This is a genomic window from Caballeronia sp. INML2 (genome assembly GCF_023631365.1).
Classification (GTDB): Bacteria; Pseudomonadota; Gammaproteobacteria; order Burkholderiales; family Burkholderiaceae; genus Caballeronia; species Caballeronia turbans.
The window spans coordinates 26,840-46,455 of sequence record NZ_JALQDH010000111.1 but is presented as its reverse complement, the minus strand read 5'-3'; the positions used below and the strand labels follow the sequence as shown (position 1 = coordinate 46,455).

Genomic DNA, 19,616 nt, shown 5'->3' with positions numbered 1-19,616 from the left:
CCGTTGTATTGCGTTTCAGGGAAAGGCTTTCCAGACACACCGAGGCTGTTCCGGGCACCGCGTTCATCGCCATTCTAATTTAAGGTCGCGGACAACGTCAAACGTCTTATGTCTTATGTCTTATATAAGAGTTCGCAAGCGGCTTTGGACGGCAGTTGATTCCGTGCAAAAAATCGCCTTGCCCCCTTGAAATTTCCGCTCCCGAAACTATCTTGAATTTCGCTCGGACAGTCGCGCCGGCAGTCCGGCGCGCTGCGTGTTTCGATTTGTTTGCCTGCAGCACGGCAGACGGACTGGAGCGCGTAAGCCAGTTCGTTTCCTGCTGCTTAAAAGGAGGAAATGACCATGAGCGATCTCTTCTTCGGGACCGACCTTTTCAGTGAGTTCGACCGTCTGCAACGCCAGATGGCGAACGCCTTCGGCGGTTTCCCTTCCAGCATCCGTTCGGGGCGCTCCGGCGCCTTTCCGCAGGTCAACATCGGTTCGACCGACGATTCCATCGAGATCGTCGCGTTCGCGCCGGGTGTCGATCCGAAAAGCTTCGATGTATCCATCGACAAAGGGCTGCTGAGCATCAGCGGCGAGCGCGGGACTGCGCGACCGGAAGCAGCCGGCGACGACACGCGAACGTATGCGCAGGAACGGTTCGCCGGTGCCTTTCGGCGCGTCATTGAACTGCCGGACCATGCGGACCCCGACAAGGTCACGGCACAGTACATCAATGGCTGTCTGATTGTGAGCATCGGCAAGCGAGAGATGTCGAAGCCGCGGGCCATCACTGTTCAATGAAACTTGTCGCAGGATTGAGGACTGACATCATGAACGACACGACCGAACTTACCCGGAAAGACGAAACGGCGATGACCCGGCGCGAAGACGACTCGTCGCAACGCCGGATCACGCTGACGCCGCCCGTGGACATCTTCGAGGATAGCCAGGGCGTAACCCTGTGGGCCGATCTGCCCGGCGTTACAAAAGACCGGCTCGACGTGAAGGTCCACGATGGCAACCTGTTCATCGAGGCCGAGGCGGCGGTATCCACGCCCGCGGGTCTGCGCCTGCAACACGCCGAGGTTCGCCAGCCTCACTTTGCGCGGGCGTTCTCTCTTGGCGGCGACCTGGATGCATCGAAAATCGATGCAAGCCTGAAGGACGGCGTGCTGAAGCTGACGATCCCGCGACGGGATGAAGCTCGTCCGCGCCGGATCGAGGTACGGACGGACTGAAGGCGAAAGCAGGGGTAGCGGCAAGGGGATCATCGGTGGCGGCGCGTCAGCCGCCACCCTCCGATTCGGCTCGCTTGCCGTGCATCCTGAAGGAGGAAACGATGAACACCGATCCAAAAAAGTGGAATCCATTCAAGTTTCTTCGCGGGGCGGTGCACAAGTCCGAGGCGCAGAGCCCGGAAAGCCCGCCGGAAAACGAACAGTGGCGTGCCTCGTGGCCTGACTTTCCGCGGCTGTTCTCCCGCGAGCCGTGGCGCGCAGTGGAGGAGTTCCTTCATGACCCGTTCGCAGGTCGTGGCGCGTTCGAGCGATGGTTTGGCGACTTCAGTTCGTCGCGCTTCCAGCCGCGCATCGACGTGGTCGACGAAGGGAAAGTGCTGCGCGTCACCGCTGAAATGCCAGGGATGGAACGCGATGACGTCACTGTGAGCGTCGAGGACGGAGCGATCGTACTGCGCGGTGAGAAACGGCAGGACGTTCGCAGCGAGGAGGACGGCTGCTATCGGCTCGAACGAGCCTATGGACGCTTTATGCGCACGATCCCGATGCCGGAAGACGCCGACCCTGACCACGCTCTGGCCAAATTCGATAACGGTGTGCTGACGCTGACCGTGCCGAAAACGGAGCCGGCACGATCCGCGAGTCGGACTATTGATATTGGATGAGCGGAACGCGCGAAGTGGCGGGATGACGACCGATGTCGAGTGCGTCCGGGCCGTTAGCTCAGATGGTAGAGCAGCGGACTTTTAATCCGTTGGTCACTGGTTCGAATCCAGTACGGCCCACTCGGATCGGGTTTCGCTGTTTGCGTCGTCCTTCCGCGGCGATGCACCCGTGATCCCGCTCGATGCCGACCACGACCATGCGTGAAACCTGCCGTCGATTCCTTCGCATGAGCCGCGCCGGGTACGCATGATGCTTCTCTGCCTTCAAATGAGGGCTCATCGCTTCTCACCCGCCGTCTGACCAGGAGCGCACCATGAAGGCTTCCAACCGCATCAAAATATCGCTGATCATCGCATTGACGGCGTGCAGTTGTCTCACGGCGGGCTGCAACCGCAACCGCACGACCGTCACCACGGGCAACGCGGCCAGCGACACCGCGGCGGCTGCGCCAGCGTCGGGTGCATCCGGCCCGGCTGCGGCGAGCTTCCCTGCTACGGCCGCCAGCGACACGCCCTCGGGCGCCAGCCAGTAGCGCCTAGACACTGGGCCACGTCTAGCGATTGCTGATCAACGGACAGATCTCCAGCGCGCCAAGAGGCATCAACGAAAACCCGCCACAAGCGACGCACAAACGACCATGCGGCATGGACGCCCAACGCGCCACCGGAACAGCGGTCTCATCCGTCGAGGGGGAGGCTATGCCCGCTGCCGCAGCAACGCCGCGAGCGCGAAGCCCGCACCGAGCGCGACATAAGTCAGCCCCAGCGAGCCCTTCGACAGGTGGCTCTCGAAACCTGGCGTGAGACGCTTGGGCACGACGTGATAATCGACGACGTAGGCCACGACCGCAGTCGTTGCGGCTGCGTTCGCGATGCTCGTCCCCCCGGATCGCCGGTATCCGCGCTCGCACAGCGCTTCAAACAGCACGCCCCAGAAGACCGCGCTGCCCATATGAATCGCCGCGCCGAGGCCCGTGTACTTCGCGCTCGGCCTCCTTCGCCATGATGCGTCGCGCCACAAACAATGCGTGACGGCGTTCATCGCCGCGTACGGCCCGTGCCCCTTGTGCATCGCGCCGGCGGACGCGACCGCTGCCGACGCCAGCCCGGCAGCGGAGCCGGAACCTATCGCGCGGATGAGCAATTCCCGGATGTGCGTTTGCATGCCATGCCTCCCTATCTCTCGACCGGCTTTGCGCCGTGACGCTGCCGAATCAGCCTTCCCGACGCCGCTTCAGAACGCCGATATGCGATGCCCTTTGGCCTCGCGCACGTAGCGCCCCGCTGCCGCGACCAACATGACGCCCGCGATCCCGATGAGCGCCGCGCGCGGACCTGCGGCGAGCGTGTAGGCATCGGTGTAGAAGCTGCGTTCGCGCACCCTGCCATGACGTCCCGAACGTTCGCGCAGATCCGCGCCGCCGCGATCGAGCGCGTCGCCGTCGCGACGTGGCTCGTCGGTAAGTTGTGCCTTCACGCCGAGCTTGCTCAGTATGGCGTCGTAGACGCGCGGCGCCGAGCGCCCGAACCACGCCATGCCGCGCGATGCGCCGCCTGCATATATGTCGCGTGTCGGATGCACGGCCGCATGCAGAATCGCTCGCGCGACGACATCGGGCGCATAGACGGGCTGAGGCAGTTTGGGCTGCCGGTCGAGATGATTCCTGGCGTGCTCGACGAACAGCGTGTCGACGCCAGCGGGCTTGACGAGCGTCACCGATACGGGCGCGCCTTCATTGGCGAGTTCGATGCGCAGCGCATCGGTATAGCCTTTCACCGCATGCTTCGAGGCCACATATGCGCCCTGCAGCGGAACGGCGACATCCGACAATTCACTGCCCAGATTGATGAGCGCCCCGCCTTTCTCACGCAGATGTTGCACGGCGATCAGCGATCCGTTCACGACACCCCAGAAGTTGGTGTCGAAGAGCTTGCGTTGCTCGTCAAGCGGCACGTCGGCGCAACGTCCGTAAATCGACACGCCCGCATTGTTGATCCAGGTGTCGAATCCGCCGAAGCGCTGGATCGCGGCATCCGCGGCCGCCTGCAGTTGCGTCCGGTCGCCGACGTCCGCCACGGCATGCGCGACGCGGTCGTGAGCGTCCCGCGACAACTCTCGAACGAGTTCCGTGAGCGCTGTCTCATCACGCGAGACGAGCATCAGGCGAGCGCCGCGTGCAGCGGCAAGGCGCGCGGTGACGAGCCCTATCCCGCTTGTCGCGCCTGTAATGACGATGACCTGCTCGTCGAGCGATTTCAGTTTGATTCGCATGGCATACCCGCGTTTCGTTGAGGATTGCCTTGATTCAGCATGACGTGTGCCCCCTGACTGCCTGCGCCTGACAAACCCGCTTCCGCGCTGCAACACGCCGGGGACGTGGGCATATCCGTTGCTCGGAAGTACGACGCAATCCCATCCGACGCAAAGGAGCAGACGATGCAAAACGAACCATCCGATCCCGTCGAGCGCGCGGACGAACGCCGCAAAACGCTCGGCGAAGGCGATGTAAAAGAGAAACGCGACGGCACTATCGAGCAGCGAGAGCACGGCAACATCGACCCGAGCCTCGTGCCGAAGGGCAAGGAACATCCCGACGAGGGTCCGTACGCACCCGAACACGATCACGTCGATCCGGATCTCGAACCCGCGAGCCGCAGCGGCAGACCAGGCAAGTCCGACAATGAAGCCTAGGCTCACGACGAGCGCTTCGGACATCGCAGGACACACCGCCGATTCACATACGAACCACGGAGCACACGATGAACCGCGATCAAAAGGAAGGTATCAAGGAACAGATCAAAGGGTGGACAGACACGGTAATCGGAACCGTCACCGGCAATGAAGACCGCAAGGTAAAGGGCGATGTCGAGATCACCAATGGCGCGAATCGAAAGGATTATGGTGATCAGAAAGACAACATCGAGAAAGGCGTCGAGGACCCGGGAGAGCCGACCAATCAGTAACCTTCGTCGGGCCTCGACGACACGACGAGGTCGATGAGCCGGCGGCACAATCAATGCTTAAGCTGTCGCAGCGCACCGCGACGGCCATTAGCCACTGTACGAAACGGCCAGGCGCAATGCGCGAACCTGCAGGCGCTTGCGGGCGTAGCAAAGCAGCGCCCGCATTCGCCGGTACAGCACTCACACCCGCCCTTTCCACGGCACCATCGCCTTCTCCAGATACCGCATCAGCAGATCGAAGCACAGCGCGAAGAAGCCGATGACGATGATCCCCATGATCACGACATCGCTCGCCAGAAACTCCGCCGCGTTCAGCACCATGAAGCCGAGGCCGCGCGTCGATGCGACCATTTCCGCGGCGACGAGCGTCGTCCAGCCCACGCCGATGCCAATGCGCATTCCCGTAAAGATCTCCGGCAGCGCCGATTTGAGAATCACGTGGATGACGACCTGCGTGCGCGTCGCGCCCATCGAATAGGCCGCGTGAATCTGCTCGATCGAGACCGAGCGCACGCCCGCGCGCGCGGCAATGGCGAGCGGCGCGAAGATCGCGAGATAGATCAGAAAGACCTTCGAGAACTCGCCGATGCCGAACCAGATGATGATGAGCGGCAGATATGCGAGCGGCGGCAGCGGCCGATAGAACTCGATCGGCGGATCGAACACGCCGCGCGCATGCCGCGAGACGCCCATCATCACGCCGACCGGAATCGCCGTGGCGCAGGCGAGCGCGAACGCACTGAATACGCGCAACAGGCTCGCCGCGATATGTTCGGTGAGCGTCGAGTTGGCGAAACCTTCGCTCGCCACCGAGACGAACTTCGCAAACACCGCTTGCGGCGACGGCAGGAACAGCGGCTTGACCCAATGCATGCCGGTGATCAGAAACCAGCCGGCCACCAGCACGGCGACCGTGACGATGCTCATCGCAAGGCTGCTGCCGTAGCCCGGCACGCCGAAGGTGTCGCCCGGTTTCACCGGCTTCTTCTTCGACTGTCGCGCGGGTCTGCCGGGCGGTCGCCGCGATGCGCCGATCTCCCGTTCGATCGCGGCAGCGGGCACGGTCATCGATACGCGCTTATCCATGATGAATCTCCTCGGCAGCCTGATGCGCTGCGCGTTCGTCGCCGTAGATGATGCCGAGCACGCGCTCACGCATCTCGATGAAATCGGGACTCGACTTGATCGCGCGCGCATCGCGCGTGGCGAGGAAGCGGCGGTTGAAATCGAGATCGTAGCTATGCGTGATGCGGCCCGGACGCGGCGACATCACGATCAGGCGGCTCGCCAGAAAAAGCGCCTCCTCCACGCTGTGCGTGATGAAGAACAGCATCTTCTGCGTGCGCTGCCAGACATCGAGCAGCAGTTCCTGAATGGTCTCGCGCGTGAGGGCGTCGAGCGCGGCCATCGGCTCGTCCATCAGCAGCATCGCGGGATCGCAGGTCAGCGCACGGGCGATGCCCACACGCTGCTGCATTCCGCCCGACAACTGATAGATCATGTGCTTGTGGAAGTCCTGAAGGCCGACCAGCGCGAGGTTGCGCTTCGCGATCTCCTCACGCCGCGCCTTCGGCACGCCCTGCAACTTCAGTCCGAAAGTCGCGTTGTCGAGCACGTTGAGCCACGGCAGCAACGCATGTTTCTGAAACACGACGCCGCGATCGGCGCCCGGCCCTTCGACCGGCCTGCCGCCGAGCAACATCTCGCCGGACGACGGCGCGATGAAGCCCGCCATCAGCGAGAGCAGCGTCGTCTTGCCGCAACCCGACGCACCGAGCGCGACGACGAATTCGCCATCGCCGATCGTGAGATCGATGCCATCGAGCGCATGCACGCGCTCGCCCGGGCGTCGTCCGGGAAACACCACACTGACGTTCTTCACCTGCATGCAGCTCATATGTCCTCCCGGACGCGGATATGGCAAGGGCGCGCGGCGCGTGCCCGCAGTCGGACTCACTTCAGCTTTTCAGCCGCCTCGACGTATTCGGCCGTCACGTACTTCGAATAGTCCGGCAGCACCGCGTTGACGCGCTTCTGCTGCTTGAGGAAGTCCGCCGTGTCCTTCAGCGCGAAGGCCGCGCGGCTCGATGCACCGCCGCCCAGCCACTGCTTCGACGCCTGCTCCTGCGCCGACGGATAGCCGTACAGCGCGAGCGATCCCGGCACGTCGGCCGGCGTCCCGCCGATCGTCTTCGCGATCGCCGCGGCCTGCTGCGACTGCACGCTCCACCTGGACGGATCGCTGCGATATTGCTGATCGAGATCGGAAATAGCCTTGACGAACTTCGCCATGAAGTCCTTGTGCGCCTCGCCCCATGCGCGATCGACGGCGATGCCATCGAAGGTCGGCTTGCCGAGCCTCGACAGGTCGCCCGATGTGATGAGCACCTTGCCGTTCTTCTTCAGTTGCGAGAGCGCCGGGTCCCACACATAAGCGGCATCGATGTCGCCGCGCTCCCATGCCGCCGCGATCTGATTCGGCTGCATGTTGAGAATCTTCACGGAGGACGGATCGATGCCCCAGTGCTGCAGCGCAAACATCGTGTGATAGTGCGTCGTCGAGACGAACGGCACGCCGATGGTCTTGCCCTTCAGATCGGCCGGCTTCTCGACGCCCGAGCCGTTGCGCACGACCATCGCCTCGGCCTCGTTGATGTTGTCGAGAATCCAGAAGAGCTGCGCATCCACGCCCTGACTCACGGCGGCGGCGAGCGGACTGGAGCCGATCACGCCGATCTTGACGTCGCCTGACGCCATCGCGGTCGCGACCTTCGCGCCCGATTCGAACTGACGCCAGTTGATCTTGTAGCCCGTCGCTTTGGCGATCGAGCCATCGGCGATGCCGACGACCCACGGATCGACGATCTGCTGGTACGCGATCGTCACTTCCTTGTCTTCGGCATGGGCTGCCTGTGCGACGCCCCATGCACACGCGGCGATCGCAAGCGAGGCCAGCGCGCGCGCCGGCGCGAACGTTCGAAGCAGCTTGCGGGGCAACCATTTCAAGCCGGAGACGCGGATCGTTTTCATGAGCTTTCCTGGAGAAGTGGAGGATGGGAAACGCCTTGCGCGCGGCATTCCCCTTTTCCGGTGCAGGCTCGTTGCGCGTGCAGCGAACCGGTGACCGAGTATCCACAGCGAAAAATCCGGAAAGTTAGTGCCAGACGGGACCAATCGTTGGGTCCACATTGGAGTCGGCCGCCGACGCGGGCACGAAAGACCGGGCCGCGCCGTTTCACGAAGCAAGTACTGAAAACCCGCGCAGCCCGCGTTTGAAGACGTTATCCGCCAGGATCACGCACTTAGCGGTCATTGATACGGATAACGAATTCATTCGGTTTCGCGTCCCTCGGCGTATTAGCGGACGATTGTGCGCTAACCCTCACGTAAAGCGCTTTCGTTCAACAGGACAGCGCAAACGTTTCCTACGATACGCATACACGAAAGCTGCTCGACCGGCTCCGATACACCACGCGTCGGCATCACAACGCGACCGCACACTCAAAGCGGGAACCATCCTTCGGGCATTGATCAATGTGGGCAGAGGCACGCGCGCCGTGTTCAGGCACGGCGCGTCCTTGCCTTGCTGCCCGATCGCGGGCGCATGCATGGCGCATGACAGCCGGCCGAATGCGAGGTTCACATGCGAAACACGCGGACATTTCCCGACAAGCGCATCGCGCGGGGCACGCACACGGCACGCGTTCGCGCGTTGACAGAACCCGAGCCTCGCTGAGCCCGCAAGACCACTTGCCGATGTGAACGCGATGCGCATCGTTCTGCATCACGACGATCCGCGCGCGCTCGATGCAGCGTTGCGCGAGCGCGGCGTCCCTCACGAAGTCGAAATGGGTTCGACGGGCGAGGGCCCATACGTGGTCGTCGTGATCGCGCAGGGCAACCGGGTCGCCGATGCGGCCGCGCGCTGGCTGCGGCGTCATCCGTTGCCGGAGGGCTTCATCGTCGGATGCACGCCGGCCACGCGCGCCGACTGCCAGCCCGAGGCATGGTGGCCCGCGTCGCTGTGCGACATGGTGCTTGCCCGCGATGACGACCTGCTGCTCGATGAAATCGCGCGACGTGTCGCGCGTCTCGCGGAGATGGAGTCGATCCTCGATTCGGAATGGCTGCGCGAGCGCGCAGTCGGCACGTCGACGATCTGGCGCAACACGCTGCGCACGGTGGCGGAAATCGGCCGCTTCGGCGACGGCGCTTGCCTGTTGCTCGGCGAAAGCGGCTGCGGCAAGGAGCTGCTCGCCCGCCTCGTGCACGATCTCGATCCGGTGCGAAGGCGCGGGCCGTTCGTCGTCGTCGATTGCACGACGCTCAGCCCGGAACTGTCGGGCAGCGAGCTTTTCGGTCACGCGAAAGGCGCATTCACGCACGCCGTCTGCGCGCGCGATGGCGCCGTCGCAATGGCCGACGGCGGCACGCTCTTTCTCGACGAAATCGGCGAACTGGAGCCGCGTTTGCAAGCGCGTCTGCTGCGCGTGATTCAGGAACGCACGTACAAGCGCATCGGTGAAGACGTGTGGCGCAAGTCGGACTTCCGTCTCACCTGTGCGACCAATCGGGACCTCGAAGGCGAAGTGCTCGCCGGGCGCTTTCGCAACGACCTGTACTTCCGCATCGCGCGATGGACCGTGCGCGCGCCGAGTCTCGCCGAGCGGCGCGACGATATCCCGCTGCTCGTCGCACACTTTCTCGCCGAACATGGCGATGCCGCGCCGCAGGTCATGCCCGAAGTAATGCAGCGTCTCGTTGCGGCGGACTATCAGGGCAACGTGCGCGAGCTGCGCAACGTCGTGCTGCGCCTCGCGGACAGGCAGCGCGGCTTTCGGGTGCTGAGCACCGGCTGTCTGGGCGACGCCTTCACGCCCGGCGCGCCCTCCGTCAGCGTGAGCGGATGGGAGCAGGCGCTCGCGCTCGCAATCGAAGGCGCGCTCGACGCCGGACTCGGGCTGAAGAACATCGGGCAGATTGCGGAGACGCTTGCCGTGGAACTGGCCGAGCGTCGCGCCGGATCGACGAGCCGCGCGGCGGAACTCTTGCGCGTCACGCCGCGCGCGCTGCAGTTGCGTCGTCAGATGCGGCCGTCCGAAGCAGGTCAGTGAGCGGCCGCGCGCGGCGCCGCCATGACGCGCGAGCGCGCGAGGAGGCGCATCGCATTGCCGCCCGCGATGGCGTCGAACGCTTCGCGCGACGGCTCGAGTGCGCGGATCTTCGCGAGTTCGAGCCCCGGATGCAGCCACGGGCCGTCGGTGCCGAAGAGCAGCTTGCGCGGCCCCGCGCGATGAAACGCTTCTTCGAGCAGATCGAAGCGCCGCACGCCGGACGTATCGGCATACAGATTCGGATATCGAACGATGAGATCGATGACGCGCCGCTGCGCGGCCCAGTCATCGGCGAAGCTGCCGAGATGCGCGAACACGAACGCGACATTCGGATGCGTTTGCGCAAGCAGCTCCAGCCCGCCCGTTTCGCCGCCGGGATCGTAGAGAACGGGCAGATTCCAGCGTTGCGCGGCATCGCAGACCTGCCGATGAATGCGCGCGTCGTGCCGATGCACCTTGATCCCGCGCAGGCCCAGCATCAGCACGGCTTCCTCGATCATGCGATGAATGCGCTCGCGGTCGCGCTCGGCATGCACCATCGCAAAGCCGATCCAGCGCTGCGGGTCCGCGCGCACGATCGCCGCGACATCGCGGTTGCCGCGCGCGTAGTCGGACTGAAACACCGGCAGCAGCACCGAACGCGCGATGCCCGCGCGTGTCGCGCGGCGCGCGTAAGCGGCGAGCGGCGCGGTCGTGTCCCACGGACCGGTCATGCCGTCGCCCTGGCCCGCGTGTACATGGAAGTCGATGATCATGGCGCGAGCTCGAAAATTCCACCCGGCTTGCGGAATGCCCGGTTTCCCGGGGCCTTTTCGTAGGTTCCGAACACTGTCGGCAGCAGACCGTTGATATCGAGCCCGCGCTTGCCGATTCGCATGTCGCCATGCAGCTTCGAGTTCGTCAGGCCGCGGCCCAGCGTCCTCACGAGCGCGTGCTCGACCGCCGCCGCCTGTTCCGGCGAGCGCGTATTGGCCACCCACACGCCGAGGCCGGCGCCGTGCTGCGTCGCATACAGGCGATGCGTGCGCATGCGCCCGGCGAGATCGAGCGACTTGCCCACATAGCGAGGCTTGCCGCCGCGCGTCAGGATATAGACGCCTTTCCCGCGCACGTTCTTCGCGGCGCTTTCGAGACTGTCGTAAGGCGTCCATGCGAGCGTGATGTTCGCCGACTTCGGCATCGATTCGAAGTCGATCCCGAAACCTCCGGCTTCCTGCTCGTGCACATGCGCGCCCGGCGCGACCGCAAGCGCGACGATCTCCATCGCATCGCGCTTCTGCCGCGCGAGAAAGCACGCGCGACAGCACGCGCCCGAGCTTTCGAAACGCACGATCCCGCGATGAGGGTCGGCGCTCACGCGCCGTGCGCGCCGCAGCAGGATCTGCATGTCCTGCCCGAGCGTGCGCGAGCTCATGCCTGGCGGCGTGCGCCGCGCCTGCGCGACGAGCCGCATGAGCCGGCGCATGCGCCACGGCGCGAGCTCCAGTGTGTGTCCGTCCGCGGTCTTAAACATGCTCGATCTCCGTAGATGCTGTAATGCGCCGCGCGACACCCCTCGCAGCGGGAAGGCGCGGCGCGAGCGACGCGATCGCGTCGAGCAGCGCGTCGATGTCCGCGACGCGATGATCGGCCCGCGCGATCACGATCAGCGCGTAGCCGCCGCCGCGCTGACGCAGCAGCGCGGTGCGCATGCCGCGCGCGATCAAGCCCGCATGCAGCGCGAGCGCTCGTTCGTCGCTCGCGAGTTCGAGCCGTTGCAGCGGGTGCCATCGGCCCGACACATGCAGATCGGGCACGGCGAACCGCGCGAGCGCGCGCAGCCCGTCATGCAGACGATGCAACCGATGCAACAGCCGCAGCCGCAACCGTGCGCCCGCGCGGCGGTTGATCGCGAGCGCGGCGAGCGCGGCGAGCAGCGCCACGGCGCTCGCGGGACTGCAATGCGATTGCGCGGGGCCATCGCGGGCAATATCGTTGATCAGCGCCGCCGGCCCGCACAGCGTCGCGAGCGGCGCGCCGAAGGCCTTCGCCCACGACGCGAGCAGCAGCACCGGCTGCGTCGACGGCGCTGTCAACGCGGCATGCCGCAAGGCGCCGCCGCCGCCCTGCCCCCACGGACTGCGCGACGATGCGCGCTCACCCGTCAGCCCGAGCACCTGACTGTGATCGACGAGCACGAGCCCCGCTTCGCGCCGTACCGCGTTCACATATCGTTCGATGGGCGCGGGCACGCCATCGCCGACGGTCGCATCGGTGACGACGGCGGGCGGGCGAGCCGCCGCGCGCCGCCCGAGCTTATGCGCGAGATCGGCGGCGTCGCCGTGCCTGAACCACGTTACCGGCACGCCCCGGCCCATCATCCGCTCGAGCGCCCAGCGCATCACCGGATACAGCGCGTCATCGGCGATCAGCGCATGCGTGCGGCCGAGCCGGTCGAACGCATCGATCGCCAGATGCAGCGTCGATGCGCCGACCATGCCCGCTTCCGTGCCCTGCAGCGACGCGGCATCGGCGGCGACGCGGCGGGCGAGCGGCGCGGCCGCCAGCGCGGCGGGCAGCCCGGTCGTGAGCGCGTCCCACGTGCCGAGCGCGCCCGCCGGATGCCGCATGCCGAGATACAGCGCGGAAGCGAAGTCGATCATCGCGCGCCCCTCTTCTCTTTACGCCGCGAGACTGCCGCGCCGCTCGCGCAGACGCCTGAGCAGATGAATGCCCGGCACCTGCACATCGACCGGTTCCGCACTCACGTCCACACCCGTCACCGCGCGGTAAGAGTGGATGTACGCCTGGATCTCCGGCCGGAAGAACGTGGCCCAGTTCGCGGCATTGGCTGGATCGTTGATCGAGTTCCAGTCGCCCCAGCGGATCGACGAGACGATCTGCTCGCCCATCGTCGCGAGCTGCCAGAACTGGAACGAGTTGGTGTCGCCCCAGCCTTGCAGCTTGCGCATGCTTTCGACGGAATGCATCCACGGCTCCGGATACGCGACCATCGCGCGGCGCGGCAGATACTCGCGGAATTCGGGCCGCGCGAGCAGCCACTGCTGCATCATCATTTCGATGCGCGAGGTCGTCGGCAGATCGAGGAACTGGTTGTGCGCGCCTTCCGACAGGATCAGATGCACTTCGCGCAGCGCGTTCAGGATCGGGAATCCGTCGGGCACGACCGTGGTGTCGTCGGCCTGACGGAAGAACGGCACGCACAAGTTCAGCAGCGTGTGGAACGCTTCGAGGAACTTGCTGCGGTTATCGGCGGTACGCATCTTCGGAACGGCGCGCCCGAACAGTTGCAGGCCGTATTGATGCGCGTATTCCGCCGCGCGCCGCTCGATCGGCAGACGATGCTGCTCGTCCTGCACCCAGCCCCAGATGAGATTGTTCAGGGGCCGAAGCGAATCGAGCTCGAGCTGGCCGAGCGGATCGCGCGGGCCGCTCGAGATGTTCTGGAAGCGCCGCGACACCGCGTTCATCGTCTGCACGAGCTGGAGCTCTTCCATCCAGTAGCTCCAGATCAGTTCGACGAGCGGCGGGTGCAACAGCTTCGCGGAGTAGTTGTTGTTCCATTGCGTGAGCCAGAGGCATTTGCCGCCGCACTGATCGCTCCGCTCGCCGCGAATCTCCTTCGTCATTTCGACGGCGATCTCGCCCGCCCCCGTGCCCTGCAACTGACTGACGATGCGCTCCAGATAAGGCACGGACGGCGAATCGTCGAGCTGGCCTTTCTCCTTGAAGTACATGTCCGCGAGAATCGACACGTCCGTCGTGTTGAGATTGAGCCCGAGGCGCTCGTTGGCGAGCGCCACCGCGCGCTGGTCGCCCATCAGCAGATCCTTGAGCATCACGATGTCGTCGCCGTTCTGCACGACCGCGCCCCACGTCACGACGAACGCCTCGGTCGCCACCTTGAGCGCGCGATACGCCTCCGTATCGGTGAACGGCAGAAAGCGGCGGCGGCTCAGCCGCGTGGCTTCGTTGTAGAGCGGAATGCCGTCCACACTCTTTCCCGTGAAGAACAGCAGATCGAGATTGCGCGTGTAGTTGTCCCACGACAGCATGTCGGCGTTGCGCTTGATGAGGATCCACAGCGCGACGTCGGCGGTCAGCGGAAGCGTCGCGCGGCGCATCGTGACCGGCGTGAGTTTGCTGAACATCCTGTTGTCGTTGACCACGCCCGAGCGTTCGCCGATGAGATCGCCGCCGTTGTCCTGGTCGTCGACCTCGATGGATGCGGGCGGGTCCGGCAGCGCCACTGCGTGCTCGGCGAGCGGCGCGAGGGCGTGGTGCTCGTTGGCGAGCGGGTCGATGGACGCGGGATTCGCAAGGGGCCGCGCGCCCACCTTGATGCGTTCGATGCGCTTCGGATCGACCGCCGCGTTCATCGGCGCATTCACCGGCGCCGCCGCGGGCCCGGCATCGAGCGGCGCCGTGAATTTGCCCGTGAGCTTCACGTTCTCGCCCTGCAGCAGGAACGCCGCCATCTTCGTGATGACGTTCGGGTCGGTGTCGGCCGTGACGAACGCGCCGAGCGCATCGACCAGTTGCAGCATCAGGTCGCCCGCGTCCAGCTCGCTCGCCTTGTCCGGATTCGTGTAGAGCGTGAGCGCGCCGTCGATCGAACCGCCCGCGCTCACGGCGGCCGGCTTCGCGGGTGTGAAGCCGGCGCGTCGCAGCAGCAGGCCTTTCGCGTTGCGCTCGGTGGCGGCGAGCGTTTCGACGGATATCTGCACGGTGTAGTTGCCGGGATCGGTGGGATCGTCCCCATCGATCTTCAGTTGCAGCACGCCCGGAAATAAGATGGTGCTCATCGTTGTGCTCCTTCATGAAATCATGCGTATGCGGCGAATGGGTTTGCGTGCAGCGAACTTGCGTGAGGCGAGGTTGCGGGCGGCCGTCGCTGATTGAGCGCGACGCTCAGTTGCGTGCTGCCCGCGCTCCAGGGCAGATAACCCGCGAGCGCCCAGCGTTGCAGCAGCTCGGCGATCACTTTCAACTCCGTCTGCGCCGGCAGCAGACCGCTGTAGCGCGCCTGCCCAAGCACGGCGAACGACAGCGCCGGCGTATCCGCGAGCAATTGCTGCGGCCGCGCCTTCACGCGTTGCCAGAGCGCGAGCAGCGCTTCGGGATGACGGTCCGGCAGACTGAGCGCGGCGCCGATCGTCCGGCCGCGCAACGCATGCGGCCGCAGCGACAGCAGCACGGCGACGAAGCGTGGAATCGCACGCGACAGCGCATCGAACGAACTGCGCTGCGTGGCGCTCATCTGCATCCGCGGATAAAGCCGCTCCCACACCGCTTCGAGCGCGGACCACTGCGGATGCGGATAGAGCGCGCGGCCCATCGCGACGGAGAGCTTCACGCGTATCCACGGCGCGGGATGCGGGTCGTCGAGATTGATGCGCATGACGAACGCGCGCGGCAGGCTCACGACGCTCATCAGCCCGACGCTCGCCGCGATGCCCACACGCGACACCGCCCACAGATCGGCGACGATCTCCCCGATCCATCGATCCCAGGCGCGCCAGATCGAAGGCCCGCGCACGAAACGCGACGGCGAGGCGCGCTTGTACGCGTTGGCGAGATCGAGCAGCGCCGACGCTTGATGCCCCACTTCGTGATAGAGCGACGCCGCGATGCCCGTGCCGACCATCCGCTCGCGCGGCATGCGAATCACCGCGACCGGATTGTTGCCGCCGCCCGGCAGCCGCGTGCGCGCGCGCCGTATCGCGCCGCCGTGCCCGCGCTCGACGTAGCAGATGACAGGCGGCGGCGCGACCGGCACGCCCGGCTGTCGCAGGCCGTCCTGCGCGGCGACATCGAGGCCCGCGAGCCAGATGCCGGTGCCGTGCTGGCTGCGCTGCGTGAGCACCTCCGCGAAAATCTCGAAATGCGTGAGCGCGGCCTGGAAATACAGCTTCAGGAGCGCATGGCGGCGCTGCGCCCGGGCCACGTTCGCCGGCGTGGCCGCGAGCGTGCGCAACTGCCGCAGAAATTGCGCGATGCGCTTGCGCAGTTGCTGGCGGGCCGCCTGCATGTGCCGTTCGATGGCGCCCATCGCTTCGTCGCTGACGTTCGCGGCGGGCACCATCGGCATCTGCAGGGCATACGGGAGTTGCGCGTCGAGCCGTGCCCGGATGCCGAGCACCTCTTGTTCGAGCAGACGCAGCGCTTCTTCACACGAGTTCATCGCACTCGAGCCTCGCGGTTCAGTACGCCGTACGGCGCGGGCCCAGATAGAGGATGATGGCCCGCCCGTTGCGCGAACGACGCCATTGCCCGCTGTGAGGCATCGCGACCTGCGTATGCGTGCCGCAGTTCGGGCAAGGCGCGCTCGCGGCGGGCGCGGAGCCCTCGTAGGCCGATGCGGTTGCGGCGCCGTCGTAGTACGCGCCCGGCGCATAGCGCTGGCCGGGATAGCGGCGCGCGGGGGCACCGAAGATCGCCACAGGCGCCTGGCGCGCGGCCGCGATGCCGTTGCGCGAGATCGCGCGCATTGCCGGCACGAGTCCCGGCGCAACCTGACGCGCGGCGCGCAGGAACGCGATGCGCGCCGCGCGGGCGGGCGGCACGTGCGCGGGCATCGACGCGAGATGCTGGGTCGCATGCTGGCCGATGCGCACGAGACGGCGCGCGACTTCGAACTCACGATCCTCGTTGCTGAGCCCTTCCAGTTCGAGACCCAGCGCGCTGCCGGCCATGCTCGCGAGCTTGCCGCCGATCAGCCCGCCGGCTCCGGGCACCACGAAGTTGCCGAGCGCACTGCCGACGATCGGCAACGCGGACTTCGCCGCGGAGCGCAGGATGCCGCCGAGCGCCTTGCCCGCGGACGACTTCGCGAAGTTCGTCGCCGCGCGTCCGACGGACTTGATCAACCCGCCGAGGAACTGTTCCATCTCCTGTTCGTTGCTGACGGCGAGCAGTTCGGCGGCGAGTTCCATCTCCTGCATTTCGCCCGAGACTTCGCCTTCGAATTCGTTCTCGAACTCGCTTTCGCCGACTTCGAACTCGGTTTCGAACTCGCCTTCGCCCTCGAATTCCTGAGCCGTCTCGCCCGCCGCTTCAGCCGACAATTCCTGCTCAAACTCGTTATAGCCGGGGCCCCATCCGGTGGGCCGGGAACTTCCGATATCGTGCATTTTGTCGCTCCTTTTGCGCTGTTTGGCGAGACTCGAAGCTCGCACGCACTTCTGTTTGCGAAGGTCGTGCCAGTTTGAAGAAACGCGCCAAAGCCTTGTCGCGCAAGGGGTTAGACGATGAGCGCTGGCAATGCCGGCGAATGCCGCTTCGCTTGATGCGGGGATAACGGGGGCGAGCCGCGAAGCGTGCTTCGCATGGCGGCAGAGGGGTTTTCGCGGGGTGCGGGAAAAAGGCGCGCGCTTCTGGTTAGCGCGGCGTCTTGACAGCATCCATCAAAATGGACTGATGCCTGACATGCCGCCGTCGACTGCGAGGTCGGCGCCTGTCATGTAGCGCGATGCATCGGAAGCAAGAAAGAGAATGGCTGCGGCGATTTCGGCGGGGTCGGCGGGCCGCTTCATCGGAATTACGCGAGACCATTCCAGCAGTTGCGCTTCCGACATGCCGAGGCTATCGAATATAGGCGTATTGGCCACGCCCGGAGAAATGCTGTTGACGCGTATGCCGGACTCGACGAACTCCGCCGCGAAACTCTTTGCAAGCGAAACGACCGCCGCCTTCGACGCACAGTACGCAGAAAAATTCTTCGTGCCCTGATGGGCCGCAAGCGACGCAACGAGAATGATCGACGCCGGTCTCGCGAGAAACGGCAGTGCCTCGCGCACGGTGGCGTAGACCCCGCCGACGTTGGTATCGAACACTTCGGAGAACTGCGCCAGCGACGTGTCGCGCACCGGCGTTTGACGGGATACACCCGCATTGGCGACGACGATATCGACATTCGATTGGAAGTGGCCGACTGCCGTCTCGTATAACCGACGCATGTCGTCGGGAACCGCGGCGTCGGCGACAACAGGCAGCGCGTTCCTGCCGAGCTTGTGCGCAGCACGTTCGAGTTTTTCCGCGTTACGTCCGCTGATGACCACGCGCGCGCCTTCGGCAAGGAATCGTTCGGCGGCGGCGAGGCCTATGCCACTGCCGCCGCCCGTCACGACTGCCAGCGCATCCTTCGATAACATGGTGTCATCCCCGCAGGTTGACGACCAATGCGCGGCCTGATCGGATGGCGCGCGTCGTATGGCCTGTGCCGTTCATGTCACCGGCAATGAATATCGCGCCTGCTGCAAAACGTTGCGCGGCGTCACTGCCTTGCACGGTGATTTCGAGTTCCCCCTCGAGGACGACGACGTACTGTCTGCATGGCGGGTTGTGCCAGCCGAGCACATAGTCTGCGTCGAACTCATGCACGAGCACGCTTTCGCACGGCTGCGGCGCCGATAACGACACGGCGACGCCATTGAATATCACGGGGCTTGCTTCGAATGTGTGGACGGTTCTGAACGACGAGTGGCCGTCGTGGCCGGTGTATAACTCGATGCATTTCATCGTCTCTCCTCTCGGCACGCCCACGGACAGGCAGAAGCACTTGTGGAAATGCGCAGACGAATTCGCGCTTTCGTCGACTGCTTATGGTGTGGAATCGAAGTCTAGGCGGCGAGAAGGAAAAATCAATGCGGACGTCATTGAACCGGACGCCGGCGGCTAGAGGCTACCGTTTCCTGCGAGTCGATCGAAGAATCGAGCGATTTCCCTGCTCGCCCGCGGTCCGCGGATGTCCGTGTGGGTTCCATCGGGATGGCCTCCCGACCATGCATGACCTAGCCCGTGCACGATCCACTGCTCGCCGATCAATACACCGTCACGATCATGAAACTCGTGTCGGGTATAAGCGTGGCCGCCCTCCTCCTGGGCGAAGTGGACTACGGATGACGTCACCGTGTCGTCAGACATGCCATGCAATAGCTGACTCATCGACACGATCTGTTCGCTGTTACGCGGATGCACGGTGTCGTCGGCATCGCCGTGAAAGACGATCAGCGGCACGGCGCGCGGCGTGGCTCGCCCGGACGACGCTTGCGGAAGGCGCACCTTTCCCTTGCCGTCATTCATCGCGCAGAGTGCCGCCAGTTGCTCGTCGGCGACGCCGAATGCCAGCCCTGAATGAATCGCCGCGGCAGCGTACAGCTCAGGATGAGTCACGGCGAGATTGACGGCCAGCGCGCCACCGGCCGACATGCCTGCAACATAAATGCGCGCGCGATCGACGTTATACATGTCCGCGACCTCGCGCGTGAGCGCCGCGATCGCCGCCGCTTCGCCCGATTCGCGTGTCTGATTCGCCGGCAGGAACCAATTCCAGCATTTCAGTGGATTCGAACTCTCCGGCTGCTCCGGATAAACGACGATGAAGCCATTCTCTTCGGCAACGATGTTCATTCCGGTCCCTGACGCGAAGTCGTCCGAGTCCTGTTGCGCACCGTGGAGCATGACGATCATCGGTAACGGACGACCATCGTGTGCACCGGGAATGTAGACCTTGAATCGATACGTCTCGTTGCCATGCTCGAAATGTTTGCTCAACCAACGATGAGCGGTCGCTTCGGGCACGAGCGTTTCGGCGTGGGAGGCGGTCGCGCTCACTCGCGCGACCGGCGTGTCGCTGCGCGGCGGGT

General features: G+C 65.0%; 21 protein-coding genes and 1 tRNA gene. 8 read left to right on the top strand and 14 right to left on the bottom strand.

Going from position 1 to position 19,616, the window contains the following annotated elements; all coding sequences use genetic code 11:
* Positions 1-345 precede the first annotated feature (345 nt).
* The 5 genes from NCT32_RS32725 to NCT32_RS32705 all read left to right on the top strand — a co-directional run bounded on the left by NCT32_RS32725 (position 346) and on the right by NCT32_RS32705 (position 2,424).
* Positions 346-789 carry an Hsp20/alpha crystallin family protein gene (locus tag NCT32_RS32725; protein ID WP_061118546.1) on the top strand — a complete coding sequence of 148 codons (444 nt, stop codon included), beginning with the start codon at positions 346-348 and terminating at the stop codon, positions 787-789.
* Between the two features lie 29 nt (positions 790-818).
* Complete coding sequence (locus NCT32_RS32720) at positions 819-1,226, top strand: Hsp20/alpha crystallin family protein (protein ID WP_061118545.1); 408 nt, start codon at positions 819-821, stop codon at positions 1,224-1,226.
* A gap of 101 nt (positions 1,227-1,327) precedes the next feature.
* Positions 1,328-1,891 (top strand): Hsp20/alpha crystallin family protein, encoded by a 564-nt coding sequence (locus tag NCT32_RS32715; RefSeq protein ID WP_061118544.1) that lies wholly within the window; start codon positions 1,328-1,330, stop codon positions 1,889-1,891.
* Between the two features lie 47 nt (positions 1,892-1,938).
* Positions 1,939-2,011, top strand: a tRNA-Lys gene (locus NCT32_RS32710).
* 194 nt (positions 2,012-2,205) lie between these two features.
* The gene (locus tag NCT32_RS32705) at positions 2,206-2,424 is read left to right on the top strand and encodes a hypothetical protein (RefSeq protein ID WP_250478312.1); all 219 of its coding nucleotides are present in this window, start codon (positions 2,206-2,208) and stop codon (positions 2,422-2,424) included.
* Between the two features lie 164 nt (positions 2,425-2,588).
* On the opposite strand, the gene NCT32_RS32700 is transcribed toward NCT32_RS32705, so the two are convergent.
* Both NCT32_RS32700 and NCT32_RS32695 read right to left on the bottom strand, forming a co-directional pair.
* Complete coding sequence (locus NCT32_RS32700) at positions 2,589-3,056, bottom strand: hypothetical protein (RefSeq protein WP_061118417.1); 468 nt, start codon at positions 3,054-3,056, stop codon at positions 2,589-2,591.
* Between the two features lie 69 nt (positions 3,057-3,125).
* Entirely contained in the window at positions 3,126-4,163 is a 1,038-nt protein-coding gene (locus NCT32_RS32695) for an SDR family oxidoreductase (RefSeq protein ID WP_061118416.1), read from the bottom strand.
* A gap of 165 nt (positions 4,164-4,328) precedes the next feature.
* Between NCT32_RS32695 and NCT32_RS32690 the strand changes: the two genes are divergently transcribed.
* Positions 4,329-4,583: a hypothetical protein gene (locus NCT32_RS32690; RefSeq protein ID WP_061118415.1), complete on the top strand. Its 255-nt coding sequence runs from the start codon at positions 4,329-4,331 to the stop codon at positions 4,581-4,583.
* Between the two features lie 68 nt (positions 4,584-4,651).
* Positions 4,652-4,855: a hypothetical protein gene (locus NCT32_RS32685; protein WP_061118414.1), complete on the top strand. Its 204-nt coding sequence runs from the start codon at positions 4,652-4,654 to the stop codon at positions 4,853-4,855.
* A 180-nt stretch (positions 4,856-5,035) separates the two neighbouring features.
* Here the strand turns inward: NCT32_RS32685 and NCT32_RS32680 are convergent, their stop codons facing one another.
* The 3 genes from NCT32_RS32680 to tauA are packed head-to-tail and all read right to left on the bottom strand — an operon-like array spanning position 5,036 to position 7,885.
* On the bottom strand, positions 5,036-5,941 hold the full coding sequence (locus tag NCT32_RS32680) for an ABC transporter permease subunit (protein WP_409241558.1): 906 nt from the start codon (positions 5,939-5,941) through the stop codon (positions 5,036-5,038).
* On the bottom strand, positions 5,934-6,752 hold the full coding sequence (locus tag NCT32_RS32675; protein ID WP_061118413.1) for a taurine ABC transporter ATP-binding protein: 819 nt from the start codon (positions 6,750-6,752) through the stop codon (positions 5,934-5,936). The genes NCT32_RS32680 and NCT32_RS32675 overlap by 8 nt, the downstream gene beginning before the upstream one ends.
* A 56-nt stretch (positions 6,753-6,808) precedes the next feature.
* Positions 6,809-7,885, bottom strand: coding sequence for a taurine ABC transporter substrate-binding protein (tauA, locus tag NCT32_RS32670; RefSeq protein WP_250491279.1), 1,077 nt, complete (start codon positions 7,883-7,885; stop codon positions 6,809-6,811).
* Between the two features lie 737 nt (positions 7,886-8,622).
* Here tauA and NCT32_RS32665 point away from each other — a divergent pair.
* Complete coding sequence (locus tag NCT32_RS32665) at positions 8,623-9,969, top strand: sigma 54-interacting transcriptional regulator (RefSeq protein ID WP_061118541.1); 1,347 nt, start codon at positions 8,623-8,625, stop codon at positions 9,967-9,969.
* Here the strand turns inward: NCT32_RS32665 and NCT32_RS32660 are convergent.
* The 9 genes from NCT32_RS32660 to NCT32_RS32620 all read right to left on the bottom strand — a co-directional run bounded on the left by NCT32_RS32660 (position 9,963) and on the right by NCT32_RS32620 (position 19,551).
* Positions 9,963-10,724 (bottom strand): amidohydrolase family protein, encoded by a 762-nt coding sequence (locus NCT32_RS32660; protein WP_061118412.1) that lies wholly within the window; start codon positions 10,722-10,724, stop codon positions 9,963-9,965. The genes NCT32_RS32665 and NCT32_RS32660 overlap by 7 nt on opposite strands.
* Complete coding sequence (locus NCT32_RS32655; RefSeq protein WP_061118411.1) at positions 10,721-11,482, bottom strand: hypothetical protein; 762 nt, start codon at positions 11,480-11,482, stop codon at positions 10,721-10,723. The genes NCT32_RS32660 and NCT32_RS32655 overlap by 4 nt, the downstream gene beginning before the upstream one ends.
* Positions 11,475-12,611, bottom strand: a complete 1,137-nt coding sequence (locus NCT32_RS32650; protein ID WP_061118410.1) for a hypothetical protein — start codon at positions 12,609-12,611, stop codon at positions 11,475-11,477. The genes NCT32_RS32655 and NCT32_RS32650 overlap by 8 nt, the downstream gene beginning before the upstream one ends.
* 18 nt (positions 12,612-12,629) lie before the next feature.
* Complete coding sequence (locus NCT32_RS32645) at positions 12,630-14,774, bottom strand: 8-amino-7-oxononanoate synthase (protein ID WP_250491278.1); 2,145 nt, start codon at positions 14,772-14,774, stop codon at positions 12,630-12,632.
* 20 nt (positions 14,775-14,794) lie between these two features.
* Positions 14,795-16,153, bottom strand: coding sequence for a hypothetical protein (locus NCT32_RS32640; protein ID WP_061118409.1), 1,359 nt, complete (start codon positions 16,151-16,153; stop codon positions 14,795-14,797).
* Between the two features lie 19 nt (positions 16,154-16,172).
* The gene (locus tag NCT32_RS32635; RefSeq protein WP_061118408.1) at positions 16,173-17,102 is read right to left on the bottom strand and encodes a hypothetical protein; all 930 of its coding nucleotides are present in this window, start codon (positions 17,100-17,102) and stop codon (positions 16,173-16,175) included.
* Positions 17,103-17,375: 273 nt separating this feature from the next.
* Positions 17,376-18,122: an SDR family NAD(P)-dependent oxidoreductase gene (locus tag NCT32_RS32630; RefSeq protein WP_061118407.1), complete on the bottom strand. Its 747-nt coding sequence runs from the start codon at positions 18,120-18,122 to the stop codon at positions 17,376-17,378.
* 4 nt (positions 18,123-18,126) lie between these two features.
* Positions 18,127-18,489, bottom strand: coding sequence for a hypothetical protein (locus tag NCT32_RS32625; protein WP_061118406.1), 363 nt, complete (start codon positions 18,487-18,489; stop codon positions 18,127-18,129).
* 156 nt (positions 18,490-18,645) lie between these two features.
* Positions 18,646-19,551 carry a PHB depolymerase family esterase gene (locus NCT32_RS32620; protein WP_250491277.1) on the bottom strand — a complete coding sequence of 302 codons (906 nt, stop codon included), beginning with the start codon at positions 19,549-19,551 and terminating at the stop codon, positions 18,646-18,648.
* Positions 19,552-19,616 lie beyond the last annotated feature (65 nt).